The organism is Dryocola clanedunensis subsp. sulfonylureivorans (genome assembly GCF_016756775.1).
Lineage (GTDB): Bacteria > Pseudomonadota > Gammaproteobacteria > Enterobacterales > Enterobacteriaceae > Dryocola > Dryocola clanedunensis.
In genome coordinates this window covers 61,548-82,044 of record NZ_JAERMU010000011.1, presented here as the reverse complement: position 1 = coordinate 82,044, position 20,497 = coordinate 61,548, and the positions used below count along the sequence as shown (strand labels likewise).

General features: G+C 55.3%; 20 protein-coding genes. 5 read left to right on the top strand and 15 right to left on the bottom strand.

All coding sequences use genetic code 11. From position 1 onward, the window contains the following. Nucleotides 1–5: 5 nt before the first annotated feature. Nucleotides 6–1,049, bottom strand: coding sequence for a permease (locus HYQ67_RS13230; RefSeq protein ID WP_202304142.1), 1,044 nt, complete (start codon nucleotides 1,047–1,049; stop codon nucleotides 6–8). Between the two features lie 85 nt (nucleotides 1,050–1,134). After that, nucleotides 1,135–1,788, bottom strand: coding sequence for an NAD(P)H-binding protein (locus HYQ67_RS13225; protein WP_202304141.1), 654 nt, complete (start codon nucleotides 1,786–1,788; stop codon nucleotides 1,135–1,137). 101 nt (nucleotides 1,789–1,889) lie between these two features. On the opposite strand from HYQ67_RS13225, the gene HYQ67_RS13220 reads away from it, so the two are divergent. After that, a complete protein-coding gene (locus HYQ67_RS13220; protein ID WP_202304140.1) occupies nucleotides 1,890–2,408 on the top strand; it encodes a type 1 glutamine amidotransferase domain-containing protein in 519 nt (172 codons plus the stop codon). Here HYQ67_RS13220 and HYQ67_RS13215 read toward each other — a convergent pair. Next, nucleotides 2,405–2,833, bottom strand: coding sequence for a YhbP family protein (locus tag HYQ67_RS13215; protein ID WP_202304139.1), 429 nt, complete (start codon nucleotides 2,831–2,833; stop codon nucleotides 2,405–2,407). The two genes, HYQ67_RS13220 and HYQ67_RS13215, sit on opposite strands and share 4 nt — an antisense overlap. 53 nt (nucleotides 2,834–2,886) lie before the next feature. Here HYQ67_RS13215 and HYQ67_RS13210 point away from each other — a divergent pair, with 53 nt between their 5' ends. Then, nucleotides 2,887–3,183: a GIY-YIG nuclease family protein gene (locus HYQ67_RS13210; protein ID WP_202304138.1), complete on the top strand. Its 297-nt coding sequence runs from the start codon at nucleotides 2,887–2,889 to the stop codon at nucleotides 3,181–3,183. On the opposite strand, the gene HYQ67_RS13205 is transcribed toward HYQ67_RS13210, so the two are convergent. Both HYQ67_RS13205 and ubiT read right to left on the bottom strand, forming a co-directional pair. Next, entirely contained in the window at nucleotides 3,180–3,686 is a 507-nt protein-coding gene (locus HYQ67_RS13205) for a GNAT family N-acetyltransferase (RefSeq protein WP_202304137.1), read from the bottom strand. The two genes, HYQ67_RS13210 and HYQ67_RS13205, sit on opposite strands and share 4 nt — an antisense overlap. Then, nucleotides 3,680–4,204 (bottom strand): ubiquinone anaerobic biosynthesis accessory factor UbiT, encoded by a 525-nt coding sequence (gene ubiT, locus HYQ67_RS13200; protein ID WP_202304136.1) that lies wholly within the window; start codon nucleotides 4,202–4,204, stop codon nucleotides 3,680–3,682. The genes HYQ67_RS13205 and ubiT overlap by 7 nt, the downstream gene beginning before the upstream one ends. Nucleotides 4,205–4,448: 244 nt before the next feature. Here ubiT and ubiU point away from each other — a divergent pair, with 244 nt between their 5' ends. The 3 genes from ubiU to HYQ67_RS13185 all read left to right on the top strand — a co-directional run bounded on the left by ubiU (nucleotide 4,449) and on the right by HYQ67_RS13185 (nucleotide 7,436). Continuing rightward, nucleotides 4,449–5,444, top strand: a complete 996-nt coding sequence (ubiU, locus tag HYQ67_RS13195) for a ubiquinone anaerobic biosynthesis protein UbiU (protein ID WP_202304135.1) — start codon at nucleotides 4,449–4,451, stop codon at nucleotides 5,442–5,444. An 8-nt stretch (nucleotides 5,445–5,452) separates the two neighbouring features. After that, nucleotides 5,453–6,337 (top strand): U32 family peptidase, encoded by an 885-nt coding sequence (locus tag HYQ67_RS13190; RefSeq protein ID WP_202304134.1) that lies wholly within the window; start codon nucleotides 5,453–5,455, stop codon nucleotides 6,335–6,337. A gap of 94 nt (nucleotides 6,338–6,431) precedes the next feature. Then, nucleotides 6,432–7,436, top strand: a complete 1,005-nt coding sequence (locus tag HYQ67_RS13185; RefSeq protein ID WP_202304133.1) for a luciferase-like monooxygenase — start codon at nucleotides 6,432–6,434, stop codon at nucleotides 7,434–7,436. Nucleotides 7,437–7,519: 83 nt separating this feature from the next. Here HYQ67_RS13185 and mtr read toward each other — a convergent pair whose 3' ends face one another. From mtr to nusA, 10 genes are all read right to left on the bottom strand, one after another. Continuing rightward, nucleotides 7,520–8,764, bottom strand: coding sequence for a tryptophan permease (mtr, locus tag HYQ67_RS13180; protein WP_202304132.1), 1,245 nt, complete (start codon nucleotides 8,762–8,764; stop codon nucleotides 7,520–7,522). Nucleotides 8,765–8,922: 158 nt separating this feature from the next. Beyond that, the gene (locus HYQ67_RS13175; RefSeq protein ID WP_202304131.1) at nucleotides 8,923–10,890 is read right to left on the bottom strand and encodes a DEAD/DEAH family ATP-dependent RNA helicase; all 1,968 of its coding nucleotides are present in this window, start codon (nucleotides 10,888–10,890) and stop codon (nucleotides 8,923–8,925) included. Then, the gene (gene yrbN, locus HYQ67_RS13170) at nucleotides 10,883–10,960 is read right to left on the bottom strand and encodes a protein YrbN (protein ID WP_110510645.1); all 78 of its coding nucleotides are present in this window, start codon (nucleotides 10,958–10,960) and stop codon (nucleotides 10,883–10,885) included. The genes HYQ67_RS13175 and yrbN overlap by 8 nt, the downstream gene beginning before the upstream one ends. A gap of 111 nt (nucleotides 10,961–11,071) precedes the next feature. After that, on the bottom strand, nucleotides 11,072–11,956 hold the full coding sequence (gene nlpI, locus HYQ67_RS13165) for a lipoprotein NlpI (protein WP_202304130.1): 885 nt from the start codon (nucleotides 11,954–11,956) through the stop codon (nucleotides 11,072–11,074). 119 nt (nucleotides 11,957–12,075) lie between these two features. Beyond that, nucleotides 12,076–14,205, bottom strand: coding sequence for a polyribonucleotide nucleotidyltransferase (gene pnp, locus HYQ67_RS13160; protein ID WP_202304129.1), 2,130 nt, complete (start codon nucleotides 14,203–14,205; stop codon nucleotides 12,076–12,078). Between the two features lie 247 nt (nucleotides 14,206–14,452). Beyond that, the gene (rpsO, locus tag HYQ67_RS13155) at nucleotides 14,453–14,722 is read right to left on the bottom strand and encodes a 30S ribosomal protein S15 (RefSeq protein WP_002434239.1); all 270 of its coding nucleotides are present in this window, start codon (nucleotides 14,720–14,722) and stop codon (nucleotides 14,453–14,455) included. A gap of 153 nt (nucleotides 14,723–14,875) precedes the next feature. Continuing rightward, nucleotides 14,876–15,820: a tRNA pseudouridine(55) synthase TruB gene (truB, locus tag HYQ67_RS13150; RefSeq protein WP_202304128.1), complete on the bottom strand. Its 945-nt coding sequence runs from the start codon at nucleotides 15,818–15,820 to the stop codon at nucleotides 14,876–14,878. Beyond that, the gene (gene rbfA / locus HYQ67_RS13145; RefSeq protein WP_202304127.1) at nucleotides 15,820–16,221 is read right to left on the bottom strand and encodes a 30S ribosome-binding factor RbfA; all 402 of its coding nucleotides are present in this window, start codon (nucleotides 16,219–16,221) and stop codon (nucleotides 15,820–15,822) included. Before rbfA ends, truB begins: the two co-directional genes overlap by 1 nt. Before the next feature lie 69 nt (nucleotides 16,222–16,290). Then, complete coding sequence (gene infB, locus HYQ67_RS13140) at nucleotides 16,291–18,975, bottom strand: translation initiation factor IF-2 (protein WP_202304126.1); 2,685 nt, start codon at nucleotides 18,973–18,975, stop codon at nucleotides 16,291–16,293. A 24-nt stretch (nucleotides 18,976–18,999) separates the two neighbouring features. Next, nucleotides 19,000–20,487: a transcription termination factor NusA gene (gene nusA, locus HYQ67_RS13135; RefSeq protein ID WP_202304125.1), complete on the bottom strand. Its 1,488-nt coding sequence runs from the start codon at nucleotides 20,485–20,487 to the stop codon at nucleotides 19,000–19,002. Nucleotides 20,488–20,497: the final 10 nt, after the last annotated feature.

The following is a 20,497-nucleotide window of genomic DNA, read 5'->3' as shown; positions in this document are numbered from 1 at the left end:
TACAACTACAGCAGCGCCAGCGTTCCTGTAATCACCCCACTCAGCGCCACCAGCCCACCGGTAAGCCATAAGGCTTTTGCCGGAAACGCCTTATGCAGCATCACCAGCGACGGCAGGCTGACGGCTGGCAAGGTTATCAGCAGGGCCAGCGCCGGAGCGGTGCCCATGCCGGCCAGCATCATGGTCTGAATAATCGGAATTTCGGCGGCGGTCGGGATAACGAACAGGCAGCCCGCAATCGCCATCGCAATCACCCAGAACAGCGTATTGCCCACCGCGCCATCCGCGTGCGGGAAGAGCCAGACTCGCGCTGCCCCCAGTACCAGAACCGCGATGATGTAAACGGGGATCGTGCTCCAGAACAGGCTCCACAGCGCTTTCATCCAGCGCTGGATAAAGTTTCCCTCCCGCAGTGGCGAAACCGTCGGCTGGGGGATCTCCACCGCCTGCGGCTTATCCTTAACCCAATACTGCACGATGGTCGCTACGCCCAGCACCGTGACAATACCCGCCGCCAGCCGAATCAGCGCGAAATGCCAGCCCAGCACAAATCCCATAAACACCAGCGTGGCGGGATTAAGCAGCGGGTTCCCCAGCCAGAACGCCAGCGCGCCGCCCATCGACACCGACTGACGGCGCATGCCAGCGGCAACGGGTGCCGCACAGCAGGTACACATCATGCCAGGCAATGAAAAAAGCGTGCCGAACAGCGTGCCGCTAAAACGCGGTTTGCCGAGCGTGCGCAGGAGCCAGTCCCGGGGGATTAAAACCTGAATCAGCGAGCCTAAAAGCACGCCGAGCACCGCCGCCTTCCAGACCGCGAGGAAATAAACCATCGCGTAGTCCCATGCCGCTTTCAGCGGGTTCGCCTCCGGCTGGGCGATAATCGATTTACCAATACTGTGCGTGTCGGCGGCGGTAAAGGCTTTACCGTAGTACGGCTGCCATTTAACTATCCACAGCCCGACAATCACAACGAGGAAGAACAGCGCTGGTTTCCACCAGGCGAACGAAGGCTCGCTCACCCGGGGTGAAGTTTGAGTTTGCATAACGGTGTGCCCTGAGAGTATTAACGTGGTGATAATTATTTGCCGCTAATACTACGCTTGCCGCCCCGCTATTGGAAAGCCGCGCTTACCTGTAGCCACCATGCGCGGCAATTTTCCTTAGCTCCCTGGAATCCAGAACCGCAGTACCTTCATGGGTGGGAGAAACGGCCTCCTGCAGCATCGCCCGCGCCACGTCTCTGGCCTGGATGGATTTCCATTTACCGGGCATGATTTTAAACAGCGGAGCAAACAGCGACTCGTTGAACCGCTGTGATTCCCGGTGCCCAAGCAGCATGGACGGGCGCGCAATGGTCAGCCGCGGCCACTGCTGGGCAATCAGCGCCTCCTCCATCTTCCCTTTCACCCGATTGTAAAAAAATGGTGAGCTGCTGTTGGCGCCTATCGAACTGACCACCAGCATATGCGTCGCCCCCAGCCGCTGCCCCGTGATGGCGGTATCCACCACCAGCGTATAGTCCGCCAGAACAAACGCCTCTTTGCTGCCCGCCTCGCGCATGGTCGTCCCCAGGCAGCAGAAAACGATATCCAGCGGCCCGGTAATCTGCACCAGCGCGTCGCTCAGCTGCGGGTCGTGGGGATTAGAGACTTTTGCCATTTCGGCGGCCAGCGGTCGGCGCGTTGCGGCGGTGATATGGGTGATACGAGGATCGTCGTTCAGCAGACGCAGCAGGTGCCCACCCACCAGGCCCGTGGCCCCGGTAATCAGTACTCGGCTCATGGAAGCTCCTTATTCAGATGATTCTAAGTCTAGCCCTTTCGCTTGCAAAGTCTGCCTCGTGGACCAGGCTTAATGACTGGAACCATCAATACGGAGGCACTATGAGCAAGAAGATTGCGGTCCTGATCACCGACGAATTTGAGGATTCAGAATTTACTTCACCCGCAGAAGAGTTCCGCAAAGCGGGCCATGAGGTTATCACCATTGAGAAGCAGGCCGGAAAAACAGTTACCGGCAAACAGGGTGAAGCGAAAGTTAAAATCGACAAGGCCATTGATGAAGTTCGCCCGGCAGATTTCGACGCGCTTTTACTTCCGGGCGGGCATTCCCCGGACAGCCTGCGTGGCGACGAGCGCTTCGTGACCTTTACCCGTGACTTCATGAACAGCGGCAAGCCGGTCTTTGCTATTTGCCACGGCCCGCAGCTGCTGATCAGCGCCGATGTGGTGCGCGGACGCAAACTTACCGCCGTGAAGCCTATCGTGATTGACGTGAAAAACGCAGGCGCGGACTTCTATGATAAAGAGGTCGTGGTCGATAAAGATCAGCTTGTCACCAGCCGTACGCCAGAGGATTTACCGGCGTTTAACCGCGAAGCGCTGCGTCTGTTAGGCCGCTAGTTTTCCCGCAGCCAGTGCAGTTTTTTACCAAAGCCGAGAGTGTTGTCCGTCATTTTCAGCTCGTCGAGCCGGATCTCCCAGACGGGAGCGATCATCACTCTCGCAACCGGGAATTTTTTACAGTAGAGCGCCCGCACGGTCGCCCCTTCGCTTTCTTCCATCATCCTGATGCGGCCACGAAACTGAACGCCACGAATCAGCGCGACGGTTTTGGGCTGCCCGTTGATGGTCCCCGCAACGTTTGTACCTGCCCCAATTAGCCCGCCGTGGCGCGTTGAGGTTTCGCTGAGCAGATAGAAGGCCACGCGCTGCGCATCATAGTAATAAAAAGCGTTAGCGCACCATAGCTCGTCGTTACCGCCGACGCAGTAGCTAAGCACGTGCTGTTTGTTCAGCCAGCGGCTGATGGCATCTAGTGTTTCCATGTCCATCCTGAACGATGTTACCCTGCAGTGAATTTCAATTATGCGCCCGACCTATGTCCAGCTGGTATCTCTATTTAGTCCGCACCCTCGATAACCGCCTCTACACCGGGATAACCACCGATGTGGATCGTCGTTTCCTGCAGCATCAATCCGGAAAAGGCGCCAAGGCCCTGCGGGGAAAAGGCGAGCTGAAGCTGGCGTTTAGTCACCTGGTGGGCGACCGCTCTGCGGCGCTGCGTCTGGAATACCGCATCAAGCAGCTGACCAAAGCGCAAAAAGAGAGGCTGGTGAGCGGCGGCCTGGCTTTTGAAGACCTGCTGGCAGGTCTCCATAAGCAGCCGACGGATTAGAATTCGCGATTGAAATGGTCGTGATACTCCACCAGACCGCTGACGCCGTTAAGCGCATCGTCCGCCAGCGGGCGGATCTGGAAATACGCTTCCGTTTCCGGCCAGGCACAGCGCAAGCCGTGCTGTGCGGCTGGTACAAAGCCCAGTCGCCCGTACAGCGCGGGTTCACCTAAGGTGACCACGGCGGCATAGCCAAACTCATTGAGCGAATCCAGCCCCTCATAAACCAGCCGCTTAGCCAGCCCCTGACCGCGATAGGCTTCATCCACGGCAAGCGGCGCAAGCCCCACCCACTGTAGCTCTTCACCCTCTACGGCGACCGGGCTGAAGGCCACATAGCCCACCACCTGACCTTCGTCGTCGGTGGCGACCAGCCCCAGCGTCAGCTGGCCATCTTCCCGTAAATCTTTCACCAGATCCGCTTCACCGTTACCGTTGAACGTGCGGCGCAGCAGTGCGTCGATGCCTGGCGCATCGATGGGTATTTCTACACGAATTAGCATGGCTCACCTACCGAGTTACTGTCTGGAACGGGCTTGTGCTGCAGGCCCGCTTCGACGAAATCTGCCAGTTGCAGCAGCAGAACGCGTAAAGGTTTTGGCATCGCGTCCAGCTCAATGGCATCCATCAGGTTCTTGACGTACAGACCGAGTTCCGTATCGCCTTCAATGACCAGACGACGCTGGAAGAATAACGTATCCGGGTCCTGTTTGCGTGCGGCAATCAAAAGCAGATCGTTAGCCGTCGCGCTAAAGCTAACATCCGCCGGGGCATCCTCACGGACAACCAGCTTATTGTCCTGGACGGAGGTAAACCATTTTAGACCAAGATCGCGCACTTCAATGCTCAGCCAGCGCCCGTCCAGAAACTCAAGCTCGCCGTCCTCCAGCGCCTGACGAAACTGCCAGCCCAGCACCTGCTCCAGCACCTGACGCTTCAGGGCAAAAGGCGTCAGTTTGACCGGCGTACGTAATAAAGAGGGGCCGACCTGTACCAGACGTGAACGCAGTTTATCCAACACGAGCTTACTCCTTGAGAAAAATTTTTGGCTATTTTGCCACACCCGCCGTTCGCGATAGCGGGGCAAATCAATAAACCCATGGGTTTATCCCCGGCACCGATGGATGTCATCAATACGTCATTAGCTGCCTTAAATCAAAATTTGTCGCCGACAGGTTAACTAGAATCCCAGTTCGTTAACAATTTTGCGGCCCTTGCAGGCGGCCGGGTGACTTTACAGGTTACCCGAAGAATCAGGATGAATTATGGAGTTGCTTTGCCCTGCCGGAAATCTCCCGGCGCTGAAAGCGGCCATTGATAATGGTGCCGACGCGGTTTACATCGGTCTGAAAGATGACACAAACGCCCGCCATTTCGCTGGTCTGAATTTCACGGAAAAGAAACTACAGGAAGCCGTGAGCTACGTGCATCAGCGCGGCCGCAAGCTGCACATTGCCATTAACACCTTCGCGCACCCGGACGGCTATGTTCGCTGGCAGCGAGCGGTGGATATGGCGGCAGAGCTGGGGGCCGACGCCCTGATTCTGGCGGACCTGGCCATGCTTGAGTATGCCGCAAATCGCTATCCGCATATTGAGCGCCACGTCTCGGTTCAGGCCTCAGCGACGAACGAAGAGGCCGTGCGCTTCTATCATCGTAATTTCGACGTGGCCCGCGTGGTGCTGCCGCGCGTGTTATCCATTCATCAGGTGAAGCAGCTGGCCCGCGTCACGCCGGTGCCGCTGGAGGTCTTCGCCTTCGGCAGCCTTTGCATCATGGCCGAAGGCCGCTGCTATCTCTCTTCCTATCTGACCGGCGAATCCCCGAACACAGTGGGCGCCTGCTCCCCGGCGCGCTTTGTTCGCTGGCAGCAGACGCCGCAGGGGCTGGAATCACGTCTGAACGACGTGCTGATCGATCGTTACGAAGACGGCGAAAACGCGGGTTACCCGACGCTCTGCAAAGGCCGTTACCTGGTGGACGATCAGAAATATCACGCGCTGGAAGAGCCGACCAGCCTCAACACCCTCGAACTTCTGCCGGAGCTGCTCGCCGCTAATATCGCCTCGGTGAAAATCGAAGGCCGCCAGCGCAGCCCGGCCTATGTCAGCCAGGTCGCCAAAGTGTGGCGTCAGGCCATCGACCGCTGCATGGCCGATCCTGAAAATTACCGCGCGCAGCAGGCCTGGATGGACACCCTGGGTTCAATGGCCGAAGGCACGCAAACCACGCTCGGCGCATATCACCGCAAATGGCAGTAGGAAATCAGATGAAATATTCATTAGGGCCGGTGCTGTACTACTGGCCGAAAGAGACGCTGGAAAGCTTTTACCAGGCCGCCGCCAAAAGCAGCGCCGACGTGATTTATCTCGGCGAGGCCGTTTGCAGCAAGCGTCGCGCAACCAAAGTGGGCGACTGGCTGGAGATGGCAAAAATGCTGGCGGGCCAGGGCAAGCAGGTGGTGCTCTCCACCCTCGCGCTGGTGCAGGCGCCGTCCGAGCTTAACGAGCTGAAGCGCTACGTGGATAACGGCGACTTTCTGATTGAAGCGAATGATATCGGCGCGGTGAACGTGGCAGCCGAACGCAAGCTGCCGTTTGTCGCCGGTCATGCCCTTAACTGCTATAACGCCGTCACGCTGCGGCTGCTGCTCAAACAGGGCATGACTCGCTGGTGTATGCCGGTAGAGCTGTCGCGGGACTGGCTGGAAAATCTGCTTAACCAGTGCGACGAGCTGGGGATCCGCAATCAGTTTGAAGTGGAGGTCCTGAGCTACGGCCATCTGCCGCTCGCTTATTCCGCCCGCTGCTTTACCGCACGCTCGGAAGACCGCGCGAAAGACGAATGCGAAACCTGCTGCATTAAATATCCTACCGGGCGCGATATGCTGTCGCAGGAGAACCAGCAGGTCTTCGTGCTCAACGGTATCCAGACGATGAGCGGCTATGTCTATAACCTGGGCAACGAGCTGGCCTCCATGAAAGGGCTGGTGGATATGGTCCGCCTGTCGCCGATGGGGCTGGATACGCTGCGCGTGCTGGAGACTTATCGCGCCAACGAGAACGGCGATAATCCACTACAGCTGAAGTCCAACAGCGACTGCAACGGCTACTGGCGGCGGGTCGCCGGGCTTGAGCTGGTCGACCGGGGTTAGGTAAAAGGCTCACTTTGTTACTTAACTGTTGGTGAATTTCGGCAATACTGAAGGGATTCTCAGCAAACGAAGTACCCAAACAAAGTGAGCCGTTATGTCTGAATCTACTCAAGTGCCCTTCTCGCTGCTGGACCTGTCCCCGATACCACAGGGATCGCAGGCGGCAGATGCGTTCCATCGTTCACTCGATCTCGCTCGCCTGGCCGAAAAGCGTGGCTACCACCGCTACTGGCTTGCCGAGCATCATAATATGACCGGCATCGCCAGCGCCGCGACATCGGTCCTGATTGGCTATCTTGCCGCGAACACAACGACCCTGCGTCTTGGTTCGGGCGGCGTGATGCTGCCAAACCATTCCCCATTAGTTATTGCCGAACAGTTCGGCACGCTGGAAACCCTGTATCCAGGCCGTATTGATTTGGGGCTGGGGCGCGCGCCGGGTAGCGATCAGCGCACAATGATGGCGCTACGTCGCCATATGAGCGGTGATATCGACAACTTCCCGCGCGATGTCAGCGAACTGGTTTCGTGGTTTGATGCCAAAGATCCGAACCCGGCAGTACGCCCGGTTCCCGGCTACAACAGTAAAATACCCGTCTGGCTATTAGGCTCCAGCCTGTACAGCGCGCAGCTGGCGGCGCAGATGGGCCTGCCGTTCGCGTTTGCTTCGCACTTTGCACCGGACATGCTTTTCCAGGCGCTGCAGCTCTATCGCGCCCAGTTCAAACCGTCTGAACGTCTCGAAAAACCGTACGCGATGGTGTGCATCAATATCGTCGCCGCGGACAGCAACCGCGATGCTGAATTCCTGTTTACCTCTATGCAGCAGGCGTTTGTGAAATTACGTCGCGGTGAGTCAGGGCAGCTTCCGGCCCCTGTCGAAAGTATGGAAAACGTCTGGAGTCCGGCAGAGCAGTATGGCGTACAGCAGGCGCTGGGCATGTCTCTGGTAGGCGATAAAGCGAAAGTACGTCACGGGCTGATTTCACTGCTGCGGGAAACCCAGGCGGATGAGATCATGGTCAACGGGCAGATTTTTGACAGCCAGGCGCGGCTGCATTCGTTCGATCTGGCGATGGACGTGCACGAGAGTTTGTAGTTCGTAGGACTCGTAGGGTGGATAAGCGCAAGCGCCATCCACCTTTTTTGTCGGGTGACGCCCCCATCTCTCTACCCTACAAGTCATTGATACACAGGAAGTAAATTCAGACTCGAAAGAATATGGATAATCGCGTTGCCCACCCCGAAGACGAGGATCAGCGCAATCATTTTATTCCCGCCCCAGACCCGGTAAGTCGGGCTGCCGAACTTCTTGCGTGAGGCTTTTGCCAGCAGCGCAGGCACGATGGCCGCCCAGACTGTTGCCGCCAGGCCCGCGTAGCCAATCGCATAGATAAATCCATCCGGCCAAATCACCCCGCCCACAACGGGTGGAATAAAGGTGACCAGCGCGGTTTTCAGGCGGCCCACAGGGGTATCGTCAAACTTAAACAGGTCGGCCAGGTAATCAAACAGGCCCAGCGTCACGCCCAGGAACGAGCTGGCAACCGCGAAGTTGGAGAAGATAATCAGCAGCAGATCCAGCGCCCGGCTGTTGAGAACGCCGCTTAGCGCCCCAACCAGCACATCAATATTCCCGCCCTTTTCCGCAATGGCAATAAAATCACCGCGCGGGATGTTCCCCATGCTGCCGACAAGCCAGATGGAATACAGCACCAGCGCCATCACCGTGCCCCAGAGCAGGCAGCGTTTGATAGTCTGCGGATCTTTGCCGTAGTACTTCATCAGGCTCGGCACGTTGCCGTGGTAGCCAAAGGAGGCGAGGCAGAACGGCAGCGTCATAAACAGATAAGGCAGATAGCTCGGGTTCAGCGATTTGCTGTCCAGCAGCGTTGCCGGCTCCACGTGCCACATCAGGCCACCGAACGTCATAAAGAAGGTGAGAATCTTCGCCCCGAGGACAATCGTCGTCATCCTGCTGACCGCCCGCGTGCTGAGCCAGACGATAAACGCTACCACAAGGGCGAATATCAGCCCTGCAAACCTGGCCGGAAAGTCGATGGACATCTCTTTTAGCGTGTGGTGGATCACCGAACCGCTCGCCGAAATATAGGCGTAGGTCAGGATATAGAGTACAAACGCAATGGACAGACCGTTGATCAGGTTCCAGCCCTTACCAAGCAGATCTTTCGTGACCGTATCAAAGCTCGACCCGACGCGATAATTAAGGTTGGCCTCAAGGATCATCAGGCCGGAGTGCAGCATGCAGAACCAGGTAAAGACCAGCGCGGCCAGCGACCAGAAAAACCAGGCTCCCGACATCACAACGGGAAGGGAAAACATGCCTGCGCCGATAATGGTGCCACCAATGATCATCACGCCGCCGAGGATGGAAGGCGTGGCTTTGGTGGTCGATAAGGTCGTCATACAAATTCCTGAAACATGAGAGCCGCCAGAGTGACGGCCCGAATGCGGAGTATTGTACCAGTACATGAGTACACTTTGGATAAAAAAAATCCCGGTATCGCTAACCGGGACTTTTTATGGCTGCCTGCACGCTAAATGCAGGCATAAACTTCGGCTAATTAAGCTTCAGTTGTACGACGACGAGCAGGTGCTGCGCCATCTTCACGACGTGGGCCACGGCCGCCTTCGCGACGTTCGCCGCTGAAGCTACGACCTGCGCCAGCGCCTGCCGGGCCGTCACGACGTGGACCGCGACCGCCTTCACGACGCTCACCGCTACCGAAACCACGGCCTGCAGGAGCACCGCCGCCACGGCGTTCGCCACCGCGGTCAGTACGTGGCTGCGCATCACCCATCAGCTGCATATTCATCGGCTTGTTCAGAATACGAGTGCGGGTAAAGTGCTGCAGGATCTCACCCGGCATGCCTTTCGGCAGCTCGATAGTTGAGTGAGTACCGAACAGCTTGATGTTACCGATGTAACGGCTGCTGATGTCGCCTTCGTTAGCGATAGCGCCAACGATGTGACGAACTTCAACGCCGTCATCACGGCCAACTTCGATGCGGTACAGTTCCATATCGCCAACGTCACGACGTTCACGACGTGGAGCATCGCCATCACGCTGTGGACGATCGCCACGTGGAGCGCGGTCGCCACGGTCACCGCGTGGAGCACGGTCACTGCGTTCGAAACGTTCGTCACGCTCGCGGAATTCACGACGTGGACGCATTGGCGCATCTGGTGGCAGGATCAGTGGACGTTCGCCCTGAGCCATTTTCAGCAGTGCTGCTGCCAGCGTTTCGATATCCAGCGCTTCTTCAGCTTCCGCAGAAGGCTGAATTTTTGCCAGCAGACCACGGTACAGATCCAGATCGCTGCTTTCCAGCTGCTGCTGAACTTTAGCCGCGAACTTAGCCAGGCGACGCTCGCTCAGCAGGTCACGGTTTGGCAGCTCAACTTCTGGAATGGTCAGCTTCATGGTGCGTTCGATGTTGCGCAGCAGACGACGCTCGCGGTTCTCAACGAACAGCAGCGCACGGCCAGCACGACCCGCACGACCGGTACGGCCGATACGGTGAACGTAAGATTCTGAGTCCATCGGGATGTCGTAGTTAACAACCAGGCTGATACGCTCAACGTCCAGGCCACGGGCCGCAACGTCGGTAGCAATCAGGATGTCCAGACGACCATCTTTCAGACGCTCCAGAGTCTGCTCACGCAGGGCCTGGTTCATGTCACCGTTCAGTGCAGCGCTGTTATAGCCGCTACGCTCCAGCGCTTCAGCCACTTCCAGAGTTGCGTTTTTGGTACGAACGAAGATGATCGCCGCATCAAAATCTTCTGACTCAAGGAAACGAACCAGCGCTTCGTTCTTACGCATACCGTGCACGGTCCAGTAGCTCTGGCTGATGTCCGGACGAGTCGTCACGCTTGACTGAATGCGAACTTCCTGTGGATCTTTCATGAAGCGACGGGTAATACGACGAATCGCTTCTGGCATAGTTGCAGAGAACAGAGCGGTCTGATGACCTTCCGGGATCTGCGCCATGATGGTTTCAACGTCTTCGATGAAGCCCATACGCAGCATTTCATCAGCTTCATCCAGTACCAGGCCTTTCAGGCTGGACAGGTTCAGCGTACCGCGTTTTAAGTGATCGAGCAGACGGCCCGGGGTACCCACAACAATTTGTGGACCCTGACGCAGGGCGCGCAGCTGTACGTCATAACGCTGGCCACCGTAAAGGGCCACTACGTTTACGCCGTGCATGTGTTTAGAGAAATCCGTCATGGCTTCAGCAACCTGAACCGCCAGTTCGCGGGTTGGTGCCAGCACCAGGATTTGTGGTGCTTTCAGCTCTGGATCAAGGTTGTGCAGCAGTGGTAAAGAGAACGCTGCGGTTTTGCCGCTGCCTGTCTGGGCCATACCCAGAACATCGCGGCCACCCAGCAGGTGTGGAATACACTCTGCCTGGATTGGAGATGGCTTTTCGTAGCCCAGATCGTTCAGGGCTTTGAGAATGGAGCCGTTAAGGCCCAGATCGGTAAAAGTAGTTTCGATAGTAGTAGTCTCGATGATATCAGTCATGTAGTACACGTGCCTCGTAGATGGCGGCCAGTCTACATAACTCATCGTGAAATTGACCTGCAATTTTCATTGAAAAGTGTGAACCGGCTCAAATTTGGTTGATTAACGAACAAAAACGCCCTCACCCGTGAAGGTGATGACTTTAATGGATAAAGTTTATGGGCTGATCGATGTTCGTCAGCTATTGCTGGTCCGATTCTGCCAGGTCATCTTGCTCCTGGCCCAAGAGCGCTAATTCCAACAATGCATAACGATGCTCAACGTAGTTGTGTACGTTGTTAGCGACCGCTAACTTGAACAGTGCCGTGGCGCTGTCCTTTTCCCCCAGACTTAGGTAGAACTTACCTAAATAGAAGTTGGTTTCACTGAGATGCTCAGCGAGCGAGGTGTTATCCGTTGCGTCCGCCTTGAGGCGTTCCATTAACGTGCTTTCGTTAATGTTCCCCAGGTAGAACTCGACAATGTTCCATCCCCATTGCTCTTTATCCGATTTATCGAGCCGCTGTTGTAGCGACTCCTTGGCCTGTTTTGCGTCAATATTGCTTTCAGCGATATAGAGCCACAGACTGCGGAAAGGATCATTGGGATCGTCTTGATAAAACGCCAGCAGATCATCTTGCGCTAAACGATAACGACCACCGTAGTAGAGGGCGATACCGCGATTTAAATGCGCGTAGTTGTAAGTTGGATCAAGCTCAAGTACAGAATCAAACGCTTCATAGGCAGCATCAAAATTGCCTGCCTGCGTTAAATATATGCCTAAGTAATTGAATACTTCAGGCATATCGGGGCGGATTGCCAGCGCTTGCGAAAAATCATTTCGCGCCAGAGCCCGCAAGCCGAGGCTATCATACAACACTCCGCGCTCATATAAAAGCTGTGCGCGTTCATCATCGGTTAAAGCCCGACTGGCAAGTATCTGTTCCATGCGTGCCAGAATGACTTCTTGCTGCAAAGTCGGTTGCAATGGCACCGCCAGGACTTCACTTTCACGCCAGGCAGAGTTGCTGCATCCTGCCAGCGTGAGAGCTGTCGCAACGAAACACCAGCGCAAGAAAGGCTTCATTTCCTACTCCCGAAGACAACAATTGAATGAACATCCTGTCCGCCGGCTGCTAAAACGGAGCATCCTGCTCCGTAATAAACAGCTCCCCATGTCACCACAGGGAGCTAAAGGATAATACCTTACTCAGCTTCTGGAGCAGCAGGTGCTGCACCTTCTGCCGGGGACTGCTCGGTTGCTTCTTTGATGCTCAAGCGAACGCGGCCCTGACGGTCAACTTCCAGTACCTTCACAGGCACTTCCTGACCCATCTGCAGATAGTCGGTCACTTTCTCAACGCGCTTGTCAGCGATCTGAGAGATGTGAACCAGACCTTCTTTGCCGCCGCCGATAGCAACGAACGCACCGAAGTCTACAATACGGGTAACTTTACCAGCGTAGATGCGGCCCACTTCGATTTCTGCGGTGATCTCTTCGATACGACGAATCGCGTGTTTCGCTTTTTCGCCGTCGGTTGCTGCGATCTTCACAGTACCGTCATCTTCGATTTCAATGGTAGTGCCGGTTTCTTCGGTCAGCGCACGAATCACAGAACCACCCTTACCGATCACGTCTTTGATCTTGTCTGGGTTGATCTTGATGGTGTGAATACGTGGTGCGAACTGAGAGATATCGCCACGCGGTGCGTTGATAGCCTGCTCCATCACGCCCAGGATGTGCAGACGCGCACCTTTAGCCTGGCTCAGAGCAGCCTGCATGATTTCGCGGGTGATGCCTTCGATTTTGATATCCATCTGCAGCGCAGAGATACCTTCACGGCTACCGGCAACTTTGAAGTCCATGTCGCCCAGGTGATCTTCGTCACCCAGAATGTCGGACAGAACCACGAAGTTCTCGCCTTCTTTCACGAGGCCCATCGCAATGCCCGCTACCGCGGCTTTGATTGGCACACCTGCGTCCATCAGGGCCAGGGAAGCACCACAAACGGAAGCCATGGAAGAAGAACCGTTAGATTCAGTGATTTCAGACACTACACGCACGGTGTACGGGAAGCGGTCAGCTTCAGGCATTACAGCCAGAACGCCACGCTTAGCCAGACGACCGTGACCGATCTCACGACGCTTCGGTGAACCGACCATGCCGGTTTCGCCTACGGAGTACGGAGGGAAGTTGTAGTGGAACAGGAAGTTGTCGGTACGTTCGCCCATCAACTCGTCCAGGTTCTGCGCGTCACGCGCGGTGCCCAGGGTCGCAGTAACCAGCGCCTGAGTTTCACCACGGGTGAACAGTGCGGAACCGTGAGTACGTGGCAGAACGCCGGTACGCACATCCAGACCACGGATCATGTCTTTTTCGCGGCCATCGATACGCGGCTCGCCACGCAGAACGCGGCTACGAACAACGTTTTTCTCGATAGCGTGCAGGATGTCGCTCAGCTCAGCGTCATCCAGAGTTTCTTCTTCCGCCAGCAGCGCTGCGATAACTTCAGTTTTGATCACGCCAATCTGCGCGTAGCGCTCTTGCTTGTCGGTGATACGGTATGCGTCGCTCAGGCGAGCTTCAGCAAGGGCTGCAACGCGCGCGTTCAGCGCTTCGTTCACAGCTTCTGGCTGCCAGTCCCAGCGTGGTTTGCCCGCTTCGGCAACCAGAGAGTTGATGTTCTGGATAACAACCTGCTGCTGTTCGTGACCGAACACAACTGCACCCAGCATCTGGTCTTCGCTCAGCAGTTCTGCTTCGGATTCAACCATCAGTACTGCATTTTCGGTACCGGCAACAACCAGGTCCAGCTTGCTCTCTTTGAGCTCGTCAGCGGTTGGGTTCAGTACGTACTGGTCATTGATGTAGCCCACACGAGCAGAACCAATAGGACCATTGAATGGAATGCCAGACAGGCTCAGCGCAGCAGATGCACCGATCATTGCAACGATATCAGGATGTACCTGTGGGTTTACGGAAACCACGGTAGCGATAACCTGAACTTCGTTGACGAAGCCTTCCGGGAACAGCGGACGAACCGGGCGGTCAATCAGACGCGCAATCAGGGTTTCGCCTTCGCTTGGGCGGCCTTCACGACGGAAGAAGCTGCCTGGGATACGACCAGCAGCGTAGGTACGCTCCTGATAGTTAACGGTCAGTGGGAAGAAGTCCTGGCCCGCCTTCGCTTTTTTCTGACCTACAACGGTCACGAATACTGCGGTGTCGTCCATGCTTACCATTACTGCTGCGGTAGCCTGGCGCGCCATCATGCCGGTCTCAATAGTGACCGTATGCTGACCATACTGGAATTTACGAACGATCGGATTTAGCAAGATATTATCCTTTAGATTCTTAGACTACCGGTGACTTCACGCGGTGTCGTTATGACCCGATCTTCATCACATCCTCGCGACTAATGACAATCCTGAACCGTCCCTGCGGGTCAAGCTTCTCATTAGCCGCGCGAACCTCTGCAACAAAGATCACACACAGCAACAATACATTAGTTTCCATAGAATTGCTGCCGTCTGGTTGAAAAAAGGGGCCTTAAAAGGCCCCTTTTTCTGAAACTCGCAAGACTTAGCGACGCAGACCCAGACGCTCGATCAGGCTGGTGTAACGTGCTACATCTTTACGCTTCAGGTAGTCGAGCAGTTTACGACGCTGAGAAACCATACGCAGCAGACCACGACGGCTGTGGTGATCTTTTTTGTGCTCTGCAAAGTGACCCTGCAGGTGGTTAATCTGTGCGGTCAGCAGTGCAACCTGAACTTCGGTAGAACCGCTGTCGTTAGTACCACGACCAAACTCAGAAACGATTTTAGCTTTAGCTTCAACGCTTAGAGACATTTTCAACTCCAGAATAATAGATAAATAGACAGGGTGCCGATCTCTAATTCAGCAACCCCAGTGCACATCGGGTAGATTGTTAAACAAACGTCCCGATGCTAAGCCGCGCTATTTTACCTGTAGCCACCTCTTATCGCAAGGTCACTACAGATGTCACACGGGATACTCGACGACCAGACGACGAGGCGCGACGCGACCATCTTCGTCTATCTCGCCCATGCCAATGAATTTAGCGTCATCGCCTTCAGTCACCCGAACCAGCCCGTCGGCTGGAACATTCGCGACCTGTACCGGCTGGCCATTTTTGAAATAGCCCGCAACCACAGGAAGCAAATTAACGAGTGGGAAGTCCGAAGCCGGACTGTCCATTGGCATTAAAAGTGGATCTAACAAAGAGCCCGGCTCCACGTCCTGCCGATGAGCCTGTTCAACAAGCTCATGCAGCTGTTCGAGAGTCACCATACGTTCGACAGGATATTTGCTAACGGCAAGGCGGCGCAGGAAAGTCACGTGTGCGCCGCAGCCCAGCTTTTCACCCAGGTCGTCGGTGATGGTACGAATATACGTACCCTTAGAGCAGTGAATCTCCAGCTCCAGCTCATCGCCTTCATGGCGAATAAACAGCAGTTCGTAGACCGTGATTGGGCGGGCTTCACGCTTAACTTCAATACCCTGACGGGCATATTCGTACAGCGGTTTGCCCTGATGCTTCAGCGCCGAATACATGGACGGCACCTGCATGGTATCGCCACGGAAACTGTCCAGTGCCGCCGCCAGCTCATGCTCGCTAAACGTAACCGGACGCTCCTGCACCACGGTACCATCCGCGTCCGACGTATCAGTGCGCTGACCCAGGCGGGCGATCACACGATAACGCTTGTCTGAATCCAGCAGGTAGCGAGAAAACTTGGTCGCTTCACCCAGGCAAATCGGTAGCATGCCGGTTGCCAGAGGATCCAGCGCGCCGGTGTGGCCAGCGCGGTTGGCGTTATAAATGCGTTTTACTTTTTGCAGGGCATCGTTAGACGACAGCCCCTGTGGCTTATCCAGCAGTAGCACACCGTGGATATCACGACCACGACGACGAGGACGACTCATTAATCCTCCTTGCTGTCGTCCGTATTCACGCGACGCTCGTCATCGCTGCGGATGACGTTGGAAACCAGGTTGGACATGCGCATCCCCTCGACTAACGAGTTGTCGTAGAAGAAGGTCAGTTCAGGCACGATACGCAGACGCATCGCTTTGCCTACCAGAGTGCGGATGTAGCCGGAAGCGTCCTGTAAAACTTTAATGCCTTCTTTGATGGCATTGTCGTCTTTGTCGTTCAGGAAGGTGACGAACACTTTGGCATAGGCCAGATCGCGGGAGACTTCGACACCGGAAACGGTGGTCATCATGCCCAGACGCGGATCTTTAATTTCGCGCTGCAGGATAATTGCGATTTCTTTCTGCAATTCCTGAGAGACGCGCTGCGGGCGACCAAATTCTTTCGCCATAATAAATTCTCCATACAAATCGGGGGGCGCTCGGCCCCCCTTAAGATATTGCCGATAACTCGGACTCTATCAGGCGATCGTACGCTGGATTTCGATGATTTCGAAGACTTCGATGACATCGCCCACGCGGACGTCGTTGTAGTTCTTAACGCCGATACCACATTCCATGCCGTTACGCACTTCGTTCGCGTCATCTTTGAAGCGGCGCAGGGATTCCAGCTCGCCTTCATAGATAACCACGTTGTCGCGCAGAACACGGATTGGGTTGTGACGTTTGACCACGCCCTCGGTAACCATACAGCCTGCGATGGCACCAAACTTCGGTGATTTGAACACATCGCGAACTTCGGCCAGGCCGAGGATCTGCTGTTTCAGTTCCGGAGAGAGCATGCCGCTCATCGCTGCTTTCACTTCGTCGATCAGATGGTAGATGACGGAGTAGTAACGCAGATCCAGGCTTTCAGCTTCAATCACGCGGCGAGCAGAGGCATCGGCACGAACGTTAAAGCCAACCAGGATTGCGTTGGAAGCCGCAGCAAGCGTTGCGTCAGTTTCAGTGATACCGCCCACGCCGGAACCGATGATTTTCACTTTCACTTCATCAGTAGACAGCTTCAGCAGGGAGTCGCTGATCGCTTCCACAGAACCCTGAACGTCGGCTTTCAGCACGATGTTCACTTCGGACACTTCGCCTTCGGTCATGTTGGCGAACATGTTTTCCAGTTTGGATTTCTGCTGGCGAGCCAGTTTCACTTCGCGGAATTTACCCTGACGATACAGAGCAACTTCACGCGCTTTTTTCTCGTCACGAACAACGGTAACTTCATCACCCGCTGCTGGCACACCAGACAGACCGAGGATTTCAACCGGGATAGAAGGACCAGCTTCAGTCACTTCGCGACCCATTTCGTCACGCATTGCACGAACGCGGCCATATTCGAAGCCACACAGCACGATGTCGCCCTTGTTCAGGGAGCCTTCACGCACCAGAACGGTTGCTACCGGACCACGACCTTTATCCAAGAAGGATTCGATAACCACGCCGCTTGCCATGCCTTCACGCATTGCTTTCAGTTCAAGAACTTCAGCCTGCAGCAGGATTGCGTCCAGCAGTTCGTCAATGCCCGTACCTGCTTTAGCAGAGACATGGATGAACTGGCTTTCACCGCCCCACTCTTCTGGCATGATGCCGTACTGAGACAGTTCCTGCTTAACGCGGTCTGGATCGGCTTCCAGCTTGTCAATTTTGTTCACCGCAACAACAACCGGCACCTGCGCCGCTTTCGCGTGCTGGATTGCTTCGATTGTCTGTGGCATCACGCCATCGTCTGCGGCAACAACCAGAACAACGATATCGGTCGCCTGAGCACCACGAGCACGCATAGAAGTAAACGCTGCGTGGCCCGGGGTATCCAGGAAGGTGACCATACCGTTGTCAGTTTCTACGTGGTAAGCACCGATATGCTGGGTAATACCACCCGCTTCGCCGGATGCGACTTTAGTAGAACGAATGTAGTCGAGCAGAGAGGTTTTACCGTGGTCAACGTGACCCATGATGGTAACAACCGGCGCGCGTGCTTCAGCAACTGCATCTGTATCACGGTCGCTCATCAGCGCTTCTTCCAGCTCGTTTTCACGACGCAGGATAACCTTGTGGCCCATCTCTTCGGCAACCAGCTGTGCGGTTTCCTGGTCGATGACCTGGTTGATGGTCGCCATTGCGCCCAGTTTCATCATTGCTTTGATGACCTGAGAGCCTTTAACAGCCATTTTGTTAGCCAGCTCGGCAACGGTGACGGTCTCGCCGATCACAACGTCACGGTTAACAGCCTGGGCAGGCTTGTTGAAGCCCTGCTGCAGGGAGCTTGGCTTACGCTTGCCTTTACCACCACGAACCGCTGCGCGAGCTTCTTCGCGATCGGCTTTAGATTCACCGTGCTTGCCGCCTTTCTTCTGGCGTGGTGCTTTAGTCGCAGTAGTACGAGCGCGAGTCCGTCCAGCTTCTACCTGACGATCGTTTTCGTCTTCAGCCTGGCGGGCGTGCTGAGAAGTGGTTACATGGTAATCAGTTTTGTCGTCTTCCACTTTCTCTTCTTCCGTCCAGACGCCAGCGTTCGCTTCAGCCATTTTACGGGCCTCTTCAGCGACACGACGGGCATCTTCTTCTAGTTTGCGACGGGCTTCTTCTTCCGCTTTGCGCTTAATCTCGGCAGATTCTGCTTCGCGGCGGGCTTTCTCGGCCTGGGCGGTTTTCGTCATATCGTCTTGTTGATTGCTCACTTTGTCTTTTTCCGCAGCTTCACGTTTCGCTTTGTCAGCGGCTTCACGCTTAGCTTGTTCTTCAGCATCACGTTTAGCTTTTTCTTGCGCCTGACGATTGGCAGCTTCCTGCGCCTCACGTTGGGCTTGCTCTTCCGCTTCACGCTGCGCTTGTTCTTCCGCGGCCAGGCGTTCAGCCTCTTGCGGATCACGTTTCACAAAGGTGCGCTTCTTGCGGACTTCGATTTGTACCGATTTACTTTTCCCACCGGTACCTGGAATATTTAAAGTACTGCGCGTTTTGCGCTGTAAAGTCAACTTGTCTGGTGCTGAGCCGTGTTCACGGTTCAGGTGGGTCAGCAAGGTTTGTTTCTCTTGCGCGGAAACAGAGTCATCAGCCGACTTCGGGATGCCTGCATCAGCAAATTGCTGTACCAGGCGGTCCACGGAGGTCTGAATCTCTTCGGCCAGCGCTTTTACGGTTACATCTGTCATGCTGTTCCTTCCTGCTACAGTTTATTACGCTTCGTCGCCGAACCAGCAGATATTACGAGCAGCCATGATCAACTCACCGGCTTTTTCGTTGCTTAATCCTTCAATATCTGACAGGTCGTCAACACCTTGCTCAGCCAGGTCTTCCAGTGAGCTCACACCACGTGCAGCCAGTTTGAATGCCAGCGTGCGATCCATCCCTTCGAGGTTCAGAAGATCCTCTTGAGGTTTGCTATCGCCTAAGCTTTCTTCCTGAGCAAGTGCCAGAGTGGTGAGGGCGTTTTTGGCGCGTTCGCGTAATGCTTCCACTGTGTCTTCATCAAGGCCGTCAACTTCTAACAGCTCTTTCACCGGCACATAGGCCAGCTCTTCAAGGCTTGAGAAGCCTTCTTCAACCAACACGGTGGCGAAATCCTCGTCAATGTCGAGGTATTTGGTAAAGGTATCAATGGCGGCATGCGCTTCAGCCTGGTGCTTAGCCTGCAGGTCATCAACGGTCATCACGTTGAGTTCCCAGCCGCTCAGCTGCGCTGCCAGACGCACGTTTTGACCGTTACGGCCAATCGCCTGCGCCAGATTGCCTGCCTCTACCGCGATATCCATCGTGTGTTTGTCTTCGTCAACCACAATGGAAGCCACATCAGCCGGGGCCATGGCATTGATAACAAATTGCGCCGGGTTGTCATCCCACAGCACGATATCAATACGCTCGCCGCCCAGTTCAGTGGAAACTGCCTGTACGCGTGCACCACGCATACCCACGCAAGCACCAACTGGATCGATACGTTTGTCATTGGTCTTCACGGCGATTTTCGCACGAGAACCCGGATCGCGGGCTGCGGCCTTGATTTCAATGACTTCTTCGCCGATTTCTGGCACTTCGATGCGGAACAGTTCAATCAGCATTTCCGGTTTGGAACGGCTAACGAACAGCTGCGCGCCGCGCGCTTCAGGGCGTACGGCATACAGCACACCGCGAATACGGTCGCCTGGACGGAAGTTTTCACGTGGCAGCATGTCTTCACGAATGATGACGGCTTCCGCGTTATTGCCTAAATCCAGAGAAATATTGTCACGGTTAACTTTCTTAACCACGCCGGTAATGATCTCACCTTCGTGCTCACGGAACTGATCGACAACCATCGCACGTTCAGCTTCACGAACCTTCTGTACGATAACCTGTTTTGCGGTTTGTGTGGTGATACGGTCAAAGGTCACAGATTCGATCTGGTCTTCTACGTATTCGCCCACGTTCAGCGCAGGGTCTTCGAATTGAGCGGCATCAAGGGTGATTTCACGCGTCGGCTGCGTCACTTCTTCGACAATGACCCAGCGGCGGAAAGTATCAAAGTCACCACTTTTACGATCGATGCTCACACGCACTTCGATCTCTTGCTCGTATTTTTTCTTCGTCGCCGTTGCCAGCGCACTTTCCAGTGCTTCAAAAATCTTTTCGCGCGGAAGAGATTTTTCGTTGGAAACTGCTTCTACAACAGCCAAAATTTCTTTGTTCATCCTGGGTTTT

Coding starts and splice junctions, on each gene's coding strand:
- HYQ67_RS13230 (WP_202304142.1), bottom strand. CDS start 1,049: ATGCAAACTCAAACTTCACCCCGGGTGAGCGAGCCTTCGTTCGCCTGG.
- HYQ67_RS13225 (WP_202304141.1), bottom strand. CDS start 1,788: ATGAGCCGAGTACTGATTACCGGGGCCACGGGCCTGGTGGGTGGGCAC.
- HYQ67_RS13220 (WP_202304140.1), top strand. CDS start 1,890: ATGAGCAAGAAGATTGCGGTCCTGATCACCGACGAATTTGAGGATTCA.
- HYQ67_RS13215 (WP_202304139.1), bottom strand. CDS start 2,833: ATGGAAACACTAGATGCCATCAGCCGCTGGCTGAACAAACAGCACGTG.
- HYQ67_RS13210 (WP_202304138.1), top strand. CDS start 2,887: ATGTCCAGCTGGTATCTCTATTTAGTCCGCACCCTCGATAACCGCCTC.
- HYQ67_RS13205 (WP_202304137.1), bottom strand. CDS start 3,686: ATGCTAATTCGTGTAGAAATACCCATCGATGCGCCAGGCATCGACGCA.
- ubiU (WP_202304135.1), top strand. CDS start 4,449: ATGGAGTTGCTTTGCCCTGCCGGAAATCTCCCGGCGCTGAAAGCGGCC.
- HYQ67_RS13190 (WP_202304134.1), top strand. CDS start 5,453: ATGAAATATTCATTAGGGCCGGTGCTGTACTACTGGCCGAAAGAGACG.
- HYQ67_RS13185 (WP_202304133.1), top strand. CDS start 6,432: ATGTCTGAATCTACTCAAGTGCCCTTCTCGCTGCTGGACCTGTCCCCG.
- mtr (WP_202304132.1), bottom strand. CDS start 8,764: ATGACGACCTTATCGACCACCAAAGCCACGCCTTCCATCCTCGGCGGC.
- HYQ67_RS13175 (WP_202304131.1), bottom strand. CDS start 10,890: ATGACTGATATCATCGAGACTACTACTATCGAAACTACTTTTACCGAT.
- yrbN (WP_110510645.1), bottom strand. CDS start 10,960: ATGAAAATTGCAGGTCAATTTCACGATGAGTTATGTAGACTGGCCGCC.
- nlpI (WP_202304130.1), bottom strand. CDS start 11,956: ATGAAGCCTTTCTTGCGCTGGTGTTTCGTTGCGACAGCTCTCACGCTG.
- rpsO (WP_002434239.1), bottom strand. CDS start 14,722: ATGTCTCTAAGCGTTGAAGCTAAAGCTAAAATCGTTTCTGAGTTTGGT.
- truB (WP_202304128.1), bottom strand. CDS start 15,820: ATGAGTCGTCCTCGTCGTCGTGGTCGTGATATCCACGGTGTGCTACTG.
- rbfA (WP_202304127.1), bottom strand. CDS start 16,221: ATGGCGAAAGAATTTGGTCGCCCGCAGCGCGTCTCTCAGGAATTGCAG.
- infB (WP_202304126.1), bottom strand. CDS start 18,975: ATGACAGATGTAACCGTAAAAGCGCTGGCCGAAGAGATTCAGACCTCC.
- nusA (WP_202304125.1), bottom strand. CDS start 20,487: ATGAACAAAGAAATTTTGGCTGTTGTAGAAGCAGTTTCCAACGAAAAA.